At 42.3% G+C, this 13,295-nt stretch carries 18 protein-coding genes; 7 read left to right on the top strand and 11 right to left on the bottom strand.

Features of this window, described 5'->3' with window-relative positions; genetic code table 11:
* Window positions 1–122 precede the first annotated feature (122 nt).
* Window positions 123–1,133 carry an alpha/beta fold hydrolase gene (locus QSH61_RS13625; protein ID WP_206473251.1) on the bottom strand — a complete coding sequence of 337 codons (1,011 nt, stop codon included), beginning with the start codon at window positions 1,131–1,133 and terminating at the stop codon, window positions 123–125.
* Between the two features lie 212 nt (window positions 1,134–1,345).
* Here QSH61_RS13625 and QSH61_RS13620 point away from each other — a divergent pair, with 212 nt between their 5' ends.
* Complete coding sequence (locus tag QSH61_RS13620) at window positions 1,346–1,528, top strand: alternative ribosome-rescue factor A (RefSeq protein WP_206473253.1); 183 nt, start codon at window positions 1,346–1,348, stop codon at window positions 1,526–1,528.
* Between the two features lie 3 nt (window positions 1,529–1,531).
* Here the strand turns inward: QSH61_RS13620 and QSH61_RS13615 are convergent, their stop codons facing one another.
* The gene (locus QSH61_RS13615; protein ID WP_248298743.1) at window positions 1,532–3,013 is read right to left on the bottom strand and encodes a sensor domain-containing diguanylate cyclase; all 1,482 of its coding nucleotides are present in this window, start codon (window positions 3,011–3,013) and stop codon (window positions 1,532–1,534) included.
* A 180-nt stretch (window positions 3,014–3,193) separates the two neighbouring features.
* Window positions 3,194–3,601, bottom strand: coding sequence for an MAPEG family protein (locus QSH61_RS13610; protein WP_174169910.1), 408 nt, complete (start codon window positions 3,599–3,601; stop codon window positions 3,194–3,196).
* 94 nt (window positions 3,602–3,695) lie between these two features.
* Between QSH61_RS13610 and QSH61_RS13605 the strand changes: the two genes are divergently transcribed.
* On the top strand, window positions 3,696–4,649 hold the full coding sequence (locus QSH61_RS13605; protein ID WP_206473257.1) for a GlxA family transcriptional regulator: 954 nt from the start codon (window positions 3,696–3,698) through the stop codon (window positions 4,647–4,649).
* A 131-nt stretch (window positions 4,650–4,780) separates the two neighbouring features.
* On the opposite strand, the gene QSH61_RS13600 is transcribed toward QSH61_RS13605, so the two are convergent.
* The 4 genes from QSH61_RS13600 to QSH61_RS13585 all read right to left on the bottom strand — a co-directional run bounded on the left by QSH61_RS13600 (window position 4,781) and on the right by QSH61_RS13585 (window position 7,715).
* Window positions 4,781–5,068, bottom strand: coding sequence for a hypothetical protein (locus QSH61_RS13600; protein WP_010606223.1), 288 nt, complete (start codon window positions 5,066–5,068; stop codon window positions 4,781–4,783).
* Between the two features lie 1,397 nt (window positions 5,069–6,465).
* The gene (locus QSH61_RS13595) at window positions 6,466–7,065 is read right to left on the bottom strand and encodes a hypothetical protein (RefSeq protein WP_010606224.1); all 600 of its coding nucleotides are present in this window, start codon (window positions 7,063–7,065) and stop codon (window positions 6,466–6,468) included.
* 9 nt (window positions 7,066–7,074) lie between these two features.
* Window positions 7,075–7,461 carry a hypothetical protein gene (locus QSH61_RS13590; RefSeq protein ID WP_010606225.1) on the bottom strand — a complete coding sequence of 129 codons (387 nt, stop codon included), beginning with the start codon at window positions 7,459–7,461 and terminating at the stop codon, window positions 7,075–7,077.
* Window positions 7,461–7,715 (bottom strand): helix-turn-helix domain-containing protein, encoded by a 255-nt coding sequence (locus tag QSH61_RS13585; protein WP_010606226.1) that lies wholly within the window; start codon window positions 7,713–7,715, stop codon window positions 7,461–7,463. Before QSH61_RS13585 ends, QSH61_RS13590 begins: the two co-directional genes overlap by 1 nt.
* A 95-nt stretch (window positions 7,716–7,810) precedes the next feature.
* Here QSH61_RS13585 and QSH61_RS13580 point away from each other — a divergent pair, with 95 nt between their 5' ends.
* Window positions 7,811–8,179: a hypothetical protein gene (locus QSH61_RS13580; protein WP_130125924.1), complete on the top strand. Its 369-nt coding sequence runs from the start codon at window positions 7,811–7,813 to the stop codon at window positions 8,177–8,179.
* 171 nt (window positions 8,180–8,350) lie between these two features.
* Here QSH61_RS13580 and QSH61_RS13575 read toward each other — a convergent pair whose 3' ends face one another.
* The 3 genes from QSH61_RS13575 to QSH61_RS13565 form a co-directional block, all read right to left on the bottom strand.
* Window positions 8,351–8,905: a hypothetical protein gene (locus tag QSH61_RS13575; protein ID WP_206473259.1), complete on the bottom strand. Its 555-nt coding sequence runs from the start codon at window positions 8,903–8,905 to the stop codon at window positions 8,351–8,353.
* A gap of 111 nt (window positions 8,906–9,016) precedes the next feature.
* Complete coding sequence (locus QSH61_RS13570) at window positions 9,017–9,757, bottom strand: helix-turn-helix transcriptional regulator (RefSeq protein WP_206473261.1); 741 nt, start codon at window positions 9,755–9,757, stop codon at window positions 9,017–9,019.
* Between the two features lie 32 nt (window positions 9,758–9,789).
* Window positions 9,790–10,107 carry a hypothetical protein gene (locus QSH61_RS13565; protein WP_010606230.1) on the bottom strand — a complete coding sequence of 106 codons (318 nt, stop codon included), beginning with the start codon at window positions 10,105–10,107 and terminating at the stop codon, window positions 9,790–9,792.
* Window positions 10,108–10,262: 155 nt separating this feature from the next.
* On the opposite strand from QSH61_RS13565, the gene QSH61_RS13560 reads away from it, so the two are divergent.
* Complete coding sequence (locus QSH61_RS13560; protein WP_206473263.1) at window positions 10,263–11,273, top strand: hypothetical protein; 1,011 nt, start codon at window positions 10,263–10,265, stop codon at window positions 11,271–11,273.
* 132 nt (window positions 11,274–11,405) lie between these two features.
* A complete protein-coding gene (locus QSH61_RS13555; protein WP_206473265.1) occupies window positions 11,406–11,792 on the top strand; it encodes an MmcQ/YjbR family DNA-binding protein in 387 nt (128 codons plus the stop codon).
* On the opposite strand, the gene QSH61_RS13550 is transcribed toward QSH61_RS13555, so the two are convergent.
* Window positions 11,770–12,633: a LysR family transcriptional regulator gene (locus QSH61_RS13550; RefSeq protein WP_206473267.1), complete on the bottom strand. Its 864-nt coding sequence runs from the start codon at window positions 12,631–12,633 to the stop codon at window positions 11,770–11,772. The genes QSH61_RS13555 and QSH61_RS13550 overlap by 23 nt on opposite strands.
* Between QSH61_RS13550 and QSH61_RS13545 the strand changes: the two genes are divergently transcribed.
* Window positions 12,619–12,777, top strand: a complete 159-nt coding sequence (locus QSH61_RS13545; RefSeq protein WP_286122224.1) for a hypothetical protein — start codon at window positions 12,619–12,621, stop codon at window positions 12,775–12,777. The genes QSH61_RS13550 and QSH61_RS13545 overlap by 15 nt on opposite strands.
* Window positions 12,778–12,883: 106 nt before the next feature.
* Window positions 12,884–13,267, top strand: coding sequence for a rhodanese-like domain-containing protein (locus QSH61_RS13540; protein ID WP_206473269.1), 384 nt, complete (start codon window positions 12,884–12,886; stop codon window positions 13,265–13,267).
* Window positions 13,268–13,295: the final 28 nt, after the last annotated feature.

The raw sequence follows: 13,295 nt of genomic DNA, 5'->3' as shown, positions 1-13,295 counted from the left end.
TTGTCAAATGGAAATTTACTTTAATTTAACGATAAGGGTGAAATTGTTGCTTCTCATTTAGGCTGAATTACGCTGCGAAGGCTAGCACTATCAGGCTTTACAGGGCGTGATGTTAGGGAATGTTATTTATTTTGAACTGTGTTTTGTTGGGGCGTGTTTGATTGATTTTTCGGGACTTTTTTTTTATTTGTAGTATCCTGGACAGCATTTTGTTTGCGCTGTTTCTTTTTTAATCGCTTTCGCTCTGCTTTAGTTACGTGTTTTGCCACCCATTTGGCAATCTTTTGCATGAGCATTGGAGGGAAGTCATGACCCATCCCATTGACCAGTTTTAGTTTGGATTTGCGAATAGTCGCGGCGGTTTGCTGGCCAGCGGCCGCGGGGAAAATAGGGTCGTCGGTACCATGGATCACAAGTGTAGGCGTTTTGATCTTTTCTAGCGTGTGCTTGCGACATTGGCTTGCGACAATCGCCGCAAGCTGACGCTTAAATCCTTGCGGGTTATGCGCGCGTTCAATACTGTGTTTGGCTTGTTGATGTAGCGTCCCTTCGTCTTGAGGGTAGGCAGGACTGCCGATCAGCTGGTTGAGTTTTATATTGTATTGAATGGCAGATTGGTGGCAGTCTGACTTTGGCCGTGCTTTTGCCAGTTGCAGCATGACTTTTACATTTGCTGCGGTAAACTTGGGATACGCTGAGGTTGACATAATTGAGGTCAAACTTACCACTTTCTTTTTATGCTTAGCAGCAACGATTTGTGCAATCATCCCGCCCATAGAAGCACCAACAAGGTGGGCGCGTTTAATCTTAAGTCCTGCCATCAAAGCAACAACATCTTCGGCCATATCTTCTAGGGTATAGGGAACAGAAGCGCGAATGGGAAGTTTTTTGCTCAGCATGGTTTTTATCACACTTGGTGAACCTAGATGATCCAAGTGGCTCGACAATCCCGTGTCGCGATTATCAAAACGGATCACCCGAAAACCTTTATTGACTAGCCCAAAGTACAATTCATCTGGCCAAATCGTCATTTGTGCCCCAAGACCCATTATCAAAATAATAACGGGGGCGTGATGCGCTCCCTCGTCCTGATAATGTATGCTGATCCCGGTTGCAATCTCGATATCGGTCATTGTCGCGAATGTTTAGCTTGACTTGAAAGGACTGCATTTAAGTATAGAGCGTAGGTATGAACTTAACTTTAAAATAGCAGTCAAAAAAGACGAAAATTTATTGCTAAAAGCCATTGCGCTTTAAAACATTTAGGTTAATATTCGCGCTTGTTGATGGTCTGAAATTATGCATCAACACTATCAATTTATATGATTCTTATTTGGAGTAAGTCATGACTAAAAAAAGCAAACTTCACCATGCTCATCAGCGTGGTGAAATTAAAGACAACGCATTAAAAGCGTTGGTAACCAGCCCGTTGTTTAAGGCGAAAGTTGAAAAAAGCAAAAAAGGCAAAGGTAGTTATCAACGGAGCGTAAAGCACAAAGGCCAAGAGCCTTACCTTAAGGCAGCCTAAGCTTTAAGATAAGGTTTTTTGCTGATACATTTGCTTGTCAGCTTGTGCGATTAAATCGCTGATATCTGTTATCGGGTGTTGGGAAAATGCTCGCCCGACACTACCTTGAATTGCTACTTTTTGTTTCCCATGACTAAATTGCAAGGTATTGAGTTGTTGTTGCAGCTGTTGTGCTTTTTCTTCTGCAGACTGTGTGTCGTCAAATAAGCACAGGGCTGCAAACTCATCGCCACCTAGGCGTCCTACAATATCTTGTTTTCTGATACTTGATGACAAAAACGTCGCAACATGGGCAAGCGCCTTATCTCCAGCATCGTGACCAAATTGGTCATTAATCAACTTAAACTTATCTAAGTCAATGTAAAATAATGCCAAAACACCACCACGTTTATTAAATTGCTCGACTAGCACGTTGGCTTGTTTGTACCAGCCTCGACGGTTAAAAATGGCGCACAATTGATCATAATTTGCTTCATTTTCAGCTTGTTGCTTTTGCTGTCTGAGTCGTCCAATGCGTTTAGATACCGCAACGGCAAGCAGTAAAGACTCAATGGCAAACGCAAAAATAAGTGCATACCGCTGCATAAATGGGCTATATCCCACTAACAGCACGCGAAATACCATACCGACTAATACTAGGCTCAGTGCCGCAAAAACCAAACTTGCTTCGCCAATTTTACGCTTGGTTTGAAGAGCAGATAGCACAAAGATAGTGGCGACAATAACGAGGGTGATATAGGCCATAATTTGGCTTAATAAGTAGGACAATTGTGCTTGTTGAGTGGGAATTTTAAGTATGCTCAGGAGCATCACGATACCCGCGGCACTTTTAAGTAACAACACGAGTTTTGGCCACTGTTTGTCAACAAGTAGGATACTCAACATAAACCAGGTTGCCGAAACCACAGTGAGACCAATACTAAGTAAATATGCGTGTTTGAGTAATGGCTTATACTGAGATGAAACAAAAAGATTTAATTGCCCTTCTTGGAATAATACAAATCCACAAAGGCAGAAGATATAAGCGCCGTAAAGCCTAAATATAGGATCATTGAGGCGACTACCCATGATCAATACATAGCAAATCAAGGTAAAACAAAGGCCATAAAATGCGCCCATGACTAGGCTGCTTTTTTGACTTTCCCAAATAAATTTCCCCATGCTCATCAGCCTAAATCTTGGCGTATGAATTTGCATAGAATCCAAGCTTAAGGTTGCTGTGTACTTACCTTTTGGAATGATAAATGCGGGTTGTGAGAACTTAACGGGCAAAGGGGCGTTGACTCGCCACTGATAGTGATTAAGGCCAACATCTACAAATGAAAAAACGCTGTCTTCATGTAAATTGCAGGCTATCGAGACGGTATTGTTGCCGCGTTCAATTTTGCTATAAGACGTGGTATTGATAGTAAGCAAAATTGAGTCATCGTGAGCGGTCGTGAGCGAGCAATTGTCATCAAGCGCAAAAATTGAGGGGCTAAACAAAAATACGGCGCCGTAAATAACAGCGAGTAGGAGCGTAAGCTTCCCACTAAAGTTGCTATGTATTTTGACGCCATTCAACCTAGACTGCAGCACAACCAAAACCTAAGGTTATTGTTGTGGTTAATGTAACAAACTTGTACGTAACTTAGCCAGTGTAAAATCCCTTTAACCAGTGACTTTTTATATTCTATCGAACAAGAAGCTAAACCAGGCAAAAAACAAGCAAAAGCTACTTAATCCAAATGCTAGGGTTCGTAACCGTAAATTGCTGCCTAGCACGTGCTCGTAGCTGTGCCAATATCTTGCTGCGACAAACACGGTGCTAAGCACAAACCAAAATTGTCCCGTCATTTGCTCAATATGCAAAAGTATCAGTAATGCGATAAATAACACCGGTTGCTGAAACTGGCTGTCATAGCTATTACCTAATAATCTTATGCGCTCGGGGAAGGCGTGTTTTTCAACATAGCGAATATCTTGAAGTGCAATATCACCATTTTTGACTGCGCGAATTCTACTCGTTGCGGTTAAAAGAAATAATAGCAGCGTTAGGCTAAGCAAAAATAAAACCGGAATATGGATCCACATAGTAAAGCTCCTGAATTTGAAAGAGGTTTTACTTTAACTAGATTGATTGCTAACTTATCGTGTCAATAATGACTAATTTTGGTTTGATATTGCCATGAAGGTGATTTTGCTTTGTCCTGAACATGTGTTTGCGAGCGCATTAACTGGCGTGATTGATATATTGAACGTGGCAAACAAAGTCGCTGGTAAGGCGGTGTTTTGCTGGCAGACGGTTGCGCTTTCAGGGCAAAAGTCGGTGATGAGTAGTCAGGGTTTAGAATTTGTTTGTCATGCTGAATTTAGCGCATTGGCTGATGCTGATGTCGTTATCTGGCTCGGCAGTCACTTTTCATCAGAGCCTTTGTTGTGGCAACAATGCCAACAAGTCAAAGCACAATTAAACAAGCATGGTATTGAATTTCATCCCACGACTTATCAACTTGCCGGATGTTGCGGTACCGCATTTTTAGCCACAGCAGGATTGTTGGATAAAAAACAATTTACGTGTAGCTGGTGGCTTACGCCTTTTTTTACACGATATTATCCCGTTTTAAAGCCCAACAGCCAAAAGGTAACAGAGCAAAGCGGTATGGTGTATACCGCGGGCGCAGCTCATAGTTACTTGCACTTGATGCTGCGGTTTATTACCGACGTGCTGGGTTCAGAAGTGGCAAAAACAATCGCCGCGTGGCTGGCGATACCAAACGAGCAAGCGAGTCAAAATGAGTTTGTGCAGCTCAGTGGCTTTTTACAACATAGAGATGCGCAATTGCTTAAGGCACAGTATCATATCAGCGATAATCTCGATGTTTCGCATAGCTTACAGAGCCTTGCGAAACATGCTTGTATGTCAGAGCGTACGTTAATTCGACGCTTTAAACAGCACACGAGTATGACGCCTTTTGAGTACGTGCGACTTGCGCGACTCGTTCGCACCAAACAGCTATTGCATAGCACTAATATGAGTGTGGAGCAGATAGCCAATCAGGTTGGCTACCAAGACAGTCAGGCTTTAGCGAAGCAATACAAAAAGCACTATAACCAATCGCTTAATCGAGTGAGAGGGTAGTCATAGTGGGTGTTAACCTTTCTCTTTGTGCAATAAATAACATCGGCTGTTATCGCTATAGTCAACTGCAAAACATGACTACTACAGGAAACCAAACTACGGAAATACTAACTTGGACATGTATTGTATGTTTACTTGTAAAGTTTCTCTGTTGCTTCTTTAAGTCCTGAATGGGGTAAAAATTGATCTGTGATTGTTAGAATCGAGTGCAGATTATTTTTTAATTTATCAAGCTCTATGTTACCTGGCTGAATAGCCGTTTGTAATAAATGAATGGCCATGTCAGCTAATAGAATACGCTGTTTTTCTAGCCATTCCTCATCGCCTTTGGTAGCGGGATTGCCAAGGTAGCTACTTTCTACCAAACTATGCAAATCCCAGCTAGTTTTGATTAACTTATTCCTTTCAATATCATTCACTGCCGACCTTCCGAAATATATAGATATAATGACTCCCACACTGTGCTAGCCTTCTCTTTTTCGTGGGTTAGCTTAATACAAAGCGAGGCCATAATTAATTTGTTAAATAACTAAACAGCTGAGGCTAGCATGAACGAACATAACATACTTTATATCTGAATTAATACACTAAAACATACAACGCAGTAGCATGTATTGAAGGCTATAGCGGAGCATAATTTGTATCTTTTGCTAGAGCACTATGCTTTAAAATTGCCATCTAAAAACGAGTTCGTTATTTTGAATGTAACTATCCTGATATTATTTGGGTCAGGCAATCACCACTAACTTCTACACATCCAAGGGTTGAGGAAACCAAACAATGTCAGCTACAAATTATGGTGGATGTCTGCGTTTAAATTCATTGCATATCGACTTATGATTTTCGGGTGTGATGAAGGGGGGAAATAAGTTGTCTGTTAGCTGTCCACAAAGCCATCAGAAACATAGTTGCTTGCAAGCACCACAAGAATTTATCAGCGCCTTGTATCTCCCTCATCACACCCGAAAGTAAATTGCCAATGAGTCATTTCAACGCATGGATGCGTGAAAAGCGGTGACAGGGCCAAGGATGGCCCTTACACCGCGGTGACGTTCATATTGGTAATTTACTTGAGGAGTCAGTGTGATGTTGGGAGTGCCTTTTCTTTTGCGCAACGATTCTTTGGGCATCAAAGAAAAGTAAGTCGTAGCCCATGGATGGGCGTCGAAATCCGTCAGGAGGACGGGCTGACTTTACGGTAAATTTCGAGCTACCAGTCGTTAGCAACATAAACCTCCATGTTTAATATCAAAGCGCATCCATGCGCTCCTCGTTCATTCTTTTTAAACGACGAAAAAGAACGAACCAAGAAAACGTCGCCCCAGCATCACACTTAATCCTCAAACCCTAAGCCGACATAGTGCAACCGTCTTGTAAGGTACGTCCCTGTGCCTGACAAGACTTGGCCGACATCCTGTCGGCACATTGCATATCGACTTATGATTTTCGGGTGTGATGGAGGGGGAATACGTTGCTTGTGAGATCTTCTACGATTTTTATGATTAAGTTGCTTTAAAGCATTGCAAAAACTATCAGCGTAGCCTCCTAACTCACAGTGTAAATAGTTTTGTGGGAGGCGGTTCACCCGCCGAGAAGTTATGCTTTTGTGGTGAGATAGAGAGGGTACAGTGTGATGTTGGGAGTGCCTTTTCTTTTGAGCAACGATTCTTTGGACATCAAAGAATCGTAAGTCGTGGCACTTGGATGGGCGTTGAAACCTGTCATCAGAGCATAGAGGTTCTACTTACTACAGCTTGTGAATACAAAAGCAAAAAAACCAGATAGAAATCTGGTTTTTTACACTTTTGCTGATTGCTTACGACAGTCTTGGCTCTTGGGAGTCGTTTGATTTTGCTGAGCATATCATCATGGTCAGTACCGCGCCGCAACATATCGCCCATGCGATATAGATTAAGCCTTCGAAATTATCGTAAATAAATGTCCATGATTTTAGGTTGAAGTATGACCACGCTATATTTTCTACTAGCCCCAGTAAGTAAATTAAGGAGGTGTACATGTATATCCAATGGAAAAGTCCATCAAAGTAGGTTAATTCAATATCATTAGATTTAGAAATTAACCGGGATAGCTGGACTCTAAAAATCATTACAATGAAAGCTATAACACTTAATAAAAGCTGTGTACCATAGACAACTGTGCCTTGCAGTAATTTATTCTCATCAGGTAGAACATAACTAATTATACCGCCCTCAAAAATCACATAACTAATTCCGGTACAGATAAGGATAAAGCTAGAGATATGAAGCACATTAATATTTTTGGCGTAAAAACCATATACCGTACTAACTACCAGTAGAGAAAGATAAAGAGGCATTACAATACGCGGATCCCACAATTGTATGTAGAAAAATGCTATTGTGGCAGTGCTAAGTAACACTAAGTTTGAAAGTTTCATTACTCATCCTTAAGAATTAATAGCTGGGTTATCGGATGCAGTGGTAGTTTCAACACTTTGTTCTCTCGGTGGTTTATAGGCACCAGTACCAGCAGTCACGACGAGACACATTTCTGATGTGAGACAATTTGCATATTTTTTCACGATTTGTCCATTTCTATTTGTATCACGCTGCGTCCTAGGGGGTTTAAAAGCAGTATTGCCGCCCGCAACCGAAGAGCATATACCAGTAGAAAGTTGACTTGTATTGTGGTTATCCATCTTTTCTCTGGGGGGATTATGCGTGCGGAAGCTATAAATAGAATCACAGTGTATTGATTTGGTACTACCTTTATTGAACAAAGACTTGGAGAATAAAAAGCATTGTATTAAGCCCAGAAAATTTACCTTTTTCATTAGTCATCATCCTGTATTTTTGTTTTTTCAGAGCCATTCATCGTACTACTCAGCTCTTTGATCTGATTAAGTAAAGATTTAGCGTCTATTTTGCAGAACATAAACCACTGAAAAAGTTGCTTTGATCTTATATCGCTTACGTCTAGCTCATAGTTACTAATGGTTTTACGATCGCATCCAAGCTTTTTTGCCATCTGTTCTTGCGAGATACCGGCCTTTCTTCTCATTGCTTTTAAATCATCGCCATTAATCACGTCCTTTTCCTTTTTTCTATGATGCGGAGACTTTTGCGCATCTAATTAAACATAATGTTAACAATAAAGTTGAAACATTAAAACAGAAAATGAACATGCTAAGTTTACTAAAAATTGATGAAGTTGTAGTCACAGCCGTGCCGGGCTATGGGTTACACGATATTTCTAAATATACCAAAGGTCAACAGGTGGTTTACATAAAACATGTTTTTGTATCCAAAATACATTCGCTAGTGAAACCAAATATAACTGCGGAAGAAATAGACTTTTTGCGTAGGCTCGATCAGGCACATCAACACTGTTACTTTTTAGTTTATGTAAAGAGCAAAACTACAGGGCGATATGATTCTGCCTTTTTTATGGATGACGCTGAGGCTATAAAGGGACTTGAAGTGATCGAGGTAGAACCACGCTTGAAGAATTTAGATACTATCTCACAAGTGATTAGAAACGTTTTACTGTAAAAAGTAGCTGTCTCCTCTTCGTTTTTAATTCTAGTCGGGTATAAGGTAGTCGTATTTTGCTCAATATCGCTTGTCAGTTAAAGTCCATATCACTTTGTCTAAATAGTAAGAGCAGTGATGAGAAGTGGGCATTGGAGGAATATTTTCCTCCATTCAGTCAGTTCAACTTGGTTAGCTTGACGCGAGGCAACGGGCACTTGGGGTTTCACCGGGTTCGATGATATTAATATTGACCTCTTTTAAGTCGCCAATTATGGGTTTTAAAGCTTTATCAAAACGATTTGCTGCGGCTTCGATTTTTTCGGCATAGTCGTCAATGGCATCAAAATTAGCAGCGTGACTTTCAATTACTGCCTCAATTTGCTTGGCCTTTTCTTCTTGTTTTGCCAGTAGCGCTTTATTGATCACAAGTCGATCGTCGTCTTCTTGTATGGCCTCTTTACTAATGACTTCCATTTCTTTGCTGAGCAGTGCGAGCTTGTCTTCAATATCTTTCATTGGTAACTCAGAAGCTGACATATTAAGCTCTGCCGCTTTGAGTGCTTTGTATGCGGCCACCTGTTCGGCGTCCATGGTGTGTTTGATTATTGGGTTACAGTCTTGGTAAGCGATAAGCCGGTAGCTGCCTTGTGTTTGCGGCTCGGTTGTATTTGCATTGGAGTAGCCAATGCAGGCACTCAAAGCCAGTGTTACCGAAATAATGAGTATTGATTTTGTGGTTTTCATAAGCACCTCGAAGGAATAAGTCTGATTTACAAAATTAGTCGCGGTGCAGTTTGAAAAGGTTGGTGTTAGATGCGCAAGTATTAGTAACAAAATATGAATCGGGCAGTGAGCTTAGAATGAGTTGCTACTTTTATCAGGCGCTTGGCATTGGTGCTGTGCAATTTCTTCGGCGTATTTGGCCTTAACTAGTTCAACGTAATGGTTGAGGTTTTTATCAGGACTTACGGTAAAGGTCAGCTCACTTTTATGTATCGCGGTGATACGGTCCAAGCGAAATTCACGGTAATCACTGCGGAGCTGACAAAATGCGACCAGCGTCCACTTTCCACCCCAATAAACCAATCCGAGAGGCTCGATAATACGCTGGGTTTGTTGCTTTGCAACGTCTTGATATTCAAGTTGTACACACTGCTTAGCCGCAATGGCGAGCCTGAGTGTAGCGCTAAAGGATTGTTGTTGTGGTCCGTGTTTAAAACTCGAAACCAAATAAGGGGAGTGGTCATGCTGTTGTTTGAGGTGAGCGGGTAGCACGGCCTCTATTTTGGCAATGGCTGCTTTTGCATGTGCGCTTAGTTCGGGATCCGTCCATGCTCCAACCATTTTACTGCCAAGTAATAATGCGGTGAGTTCATCATAGCTAAACATCATAGGGGGCAGTGGGTAGTCACCAATAATATAGCCGACACCTGCTTCCCCCTCAATTGGCACGCCAGAACTTTGTAAGTCCTGAATATCGCGATAAATCGTACGCTCAGATACCGTAAAGTGATCGGCCAATGACTTAGCGGTAACCGCTAATCGTCGACCCTTGAGCAGATCCACTAACTGAAAGAGACGTTCTGATTTATGCACGAATTTTCCTTGTTATTCAAATCTCAGATTGATTAACCGCTACATGGGGTTTGAGAGAGCACATTACTGTGACTAATGGTGACACTCTCGCTGTCTATGTATTGCGTTAATCTTTGGCATACTTCGGTTGTTGGGAATTGTGCCGAAACCGCTTTAGCATGCTCCATCGATTGCCAATAAATAATATCTAAATACTCGTCAGTCTGACTGTCTTTAGTCAACGAACGATATAGTAACCCAGGTTGCTGTTCAACCCACTCGGTAAAAGCTGGGTTTACACCCATAATGTCACTCTCTGTAGCACCAAGAGCCAATTTAAATTTTACAATCTCTACGACATTTTGTTGCATGGTCTTTCTCCTTTTTGAGTTCAAAAAGAGTAAACCACGATGTTGTGTCAGGGAGTGTCAGTAGTGTTTAAATATACAGTGCATTTTATATCTAGATCTGTATTAGGATTTAGGGTACTGCAATTGGCAGGATTAACCGTGTAAAGGATAAGGAAATGAAATTAAGTACAAGCATATTTGCAACCAGTTTGGTTGCATCCGCTATCTGCGCTTCCCATGTTTTTGCAAAGGATACAAATGACAGCGATGTCAAAAGGCTGCATGTCTTGGCAAAGCAAGTCGCATCACAAAGCGTCAGTGGGTCGTATACTTTTGCTATCAACTGTCATACTAACCCCAGCTTACTGAAACGTGCCGTTGAGCAAGTAAGTTGGCCTGTCGATGAAATTACCTTTGCTATTCAAGGACAATGTCAGGGCCCAATTAAGATCACGAGATCTGGTATCACCATTACTGGGTCTGATAATACCCAAGATGTTATCTCTGGGGCGCTAAGCGGCGTGCAGCCGACCATATTAGTGGAGTCTGGCTCGGCTAAGCTCAATAACTTAGGGCTTGTCAGCACCGCTCAGCAAAGTAGCATAACGGTAACGGCGCAGGGAATGGCAAGATTGGATAATGTCGCGACTCAAGTGCAAGGCACTGAGCCTGAATACCACTATATCGTGACAGATAATAGTAATCTTTACTTAAGTAATCTAAACCAAGCCAAAGTGAAAATAGCAGGGGGCGCTTTTGCTGAATTTGTAGCCGGAAATCAGGCGATGACAGCATATGTGTTTGACACCGCCAATGCTAGAAGTACCCAAGGGAACCAGTTCGACGCAGTACAAGTTGCTGGAAATGGCTACTTTTTAGCAGATGGGCAGTCGCATATAAACCTATTAATGATCTGGAGTAAAGGCGCCGCCGAAATCGACCAGCAAAGTAGTGTTGGTGAACTGATGATGGGCGGCCAAACCTTGTTTGCTGCTTATAGAAACTCGACCTTGTCAGGGCCTTACAGCTTCTTTGGGAACGTGGTTTTTGAGTTGGAGCACTCCTCTGCGACAAATTGGGTAACGCAAGAAAGGCCGCACTCGCTGTTTTCTGGTAATAATGCCGTCGTGAATGGCGAGCTATTTCCAAGTTGGAGTTGGCAAGGACAGGCACCACAACCTGAGTGACCTGAGCTTCAAAACAATGAGTTAGCGTATTTCTTATTCAAACCTCAGGTTGAGTAATTTATGCTACTACGCCGCTTGGTATTATGCTTTACTACTAAGCGGCAACGATTAACCTAAAGGCAGAAGAATAAGATGGATCATCAACAAGTACATGACTACTTGCTTGCAAAACCCTATACCAGCGTAAGTCAGCCTTTTGGTGAAGGCGTTGATGTATATAAAGTGAAAGACAAAATGTTCGCGACGTTGGCGCTTGGTAAAATGGGCAAAAAAGATGACGAGCATCCCCATTGGCGCGTAAATCTCAAATGCGATCCTGATGAAGCGCAAGCGCTGCGAGACATTTTTAGTGCGGTGTTACCGGGTTATCACATGAATAAAAAGCTGTGGAACACGGTGGTGCTCGATGGCTCCATTCCTACAGGAGAACTTGAGCGGATGATGGATAACTCATTTCGCCTTGTAGTCGAAAAAATGCCGAAAAAGCAGCAGGGGATTATCCTTGCGCAGCATCAATAGATGCACAAACGACTTGGTACACGGCGTTCACTTTAGGCTCTGTGAGCGCTTGATTTGCCACAACAAAATTTACGGGGAGCGAAAAGTCTAGCAAACTAGACAAGGCAACTTCTGCTCCTTGATCTGCAATGGCGTTGGCTTCAATAAAACTCACGCCGAGCCCTGCCTTAACTAAAGCCAAGCGGGAGCGCTCATCCGCAGCATTAATATTTACCGCGTTTACTTCGCTTAGCTGTTGATCAAGTTGCTTATCAAAAGGGCAGCCTTTTCCCATACGTATCCACGTCATCTGTGCCAATTCGGCTTTATGTGATGGCACAGGCCAAGATGCAGGATAAGCGGTGGTAACTGCAACTTCTGTGAGCGGTACAGCGCTAAAATGTGCAGGTACTTCGCCATAAATAACCCCACCATCAAGTAGCCCATCACTGAGTTTGTCGACGATGACACCACTTGAGAGTAATTCCAGCGAAAAAGAAAGACTTGGAAAGTGCTGGTTGAGGGTTTTTATCAGTGTGCCAAGTTCGCTCGAGGTGCCGATAGGGTGGTTCAAGCCAAGTCTGAACTCGCCTGTGAGCAGTGTTTTGGTTTGCGCTGCGGTGTGCATTAAATCATTTGCACTTGCAAGCGTTAACTTAGCTTTGTCTAGCAAGATCTTACCTTGTTCTGTGAGCTGCATCCCTTTACTCGAACGGTGAAACAACACGGTATTGAGTTCTTCCTCAAGCGCTTTGATATGGGCGCTGATAGCAGGTGGTGTGGTGTACAGTCGTTTCGCTGCTGCCGTTAGATTTTGGGCCTCTGCAACTGCAACAAACGACCTTAAATGGTAAAACTCCATTGCACTAAACTCAATTACGTATTGAATACCACCAGTTTAAATGAGCTTGCTGTGATTGCCTATTCTGAAATGATGAACATCGCCTTCAAAAAATATGAATTCATTAACGCCTATCAAGTGCGTAACGTAGTTGACCTCGGGTGAGGTTAAATAACCTGAGCTAGCTCATTCCTTATCCAAACCTCAGGTTAAATAATTATCCGCAGCTCAGATTATTTAGGACCCAAGGTATTTAAATAGGAGTTAAAAGATGAAAGTAGAAGTATCACAGTATTTTGCAATGAAGCTGGCTTGCGAAACGGATTGTGCTGATGTTTATCAGGCGATGTTAACGGGGCAGCAGGATTTTGTGCTATTTGATGTCAGGTCGAATGAAGCCTTTGCTAAAAGTCATGCTCAAGGCGCAGTCAATATGCCAAGCGCAGACATAAGCGAACTGACGATGGCTAAGTATGACAAGGTCACACCAATCGTGGTTTATTGTTGGGGTCCTGGGTGTAATGGCGCGACAAAGGCCGCGTATAAGCTTGCAAAATTGGGCTATCAAGTAAAAGAGATGATAGGTGGAATTCATTACTGGGAGGATTTTGAGCGTTACCCCGTTAATCGCCGAGTGTCTCAGGCACAAAGTTGATGTAGGTGCATTTTTCTTTATCTCATGA

It is taken from the genome of Pseudoalteromonas sp. JC3 (assembly GCF_030291895.1).
Lineage (GTDB): Bacteria > Pseudomonadota > Gammaproteobacteria > Enterobacterales > Alteromonadaceae > Pseudoalteromonas.
The sequence above is the reverse complement of the archived record's forward strand: the minus strand, read 5'-3'. Positions and strand labels throughout refer to the sequence as shown.